The organism is Paraburkholderia sp. SIMBA_054, from assembly GCF_046534875.1.
In the GTDB taxonomy this organism is placed as follows: domain Bacteria; phylum Pseudomonadota; class Gammaproteobacteria; order Burkholderiales; family Burkholderiaceae; genus Paraburkholderia; species Paraburkholderia hospita.
On record NZ_JAWRXV010000795.1, the window covers coordinates 1 to 271 of the forward strand.

The following is a 271-nucleotide window of genomic DNA, read 5'->3' on the forward strand; positions in this document are numbered from 1 at the left end:
TGATGATGGCGATGCAAGGCTGGGGCAAGCCGGGCGTCAATTTCGGCTGCCTGGAGATCGGGGTCCCGCACGATCTGCAGTTCTATTTTCCTGGCTATGCCGACGGCGGCATGTCCGGCGACCTCGCCTGGACCGCGAACGCGGTGAACAACTACCAGCGCATGCCGCACATTCTCACCATGAATCCGGTCAAGCAGATGGTGCCCCGCCAGCAACTGCCCGACGCGATCATCAACGGCCATGCGACCGGATACCTATGGGACGGCATCTC

General features: G+C 62.0%; 1 protein-coding gene. It reads left to right on the forward strand.

Annotated features, from left to right (window positions below):
- Window positions 1-271: hypothetical protein (locus tag SB822_RS57290; protein WP_410859132.1), on the forward strand; the 271-nt coding region annotated here is incomplete at both ends.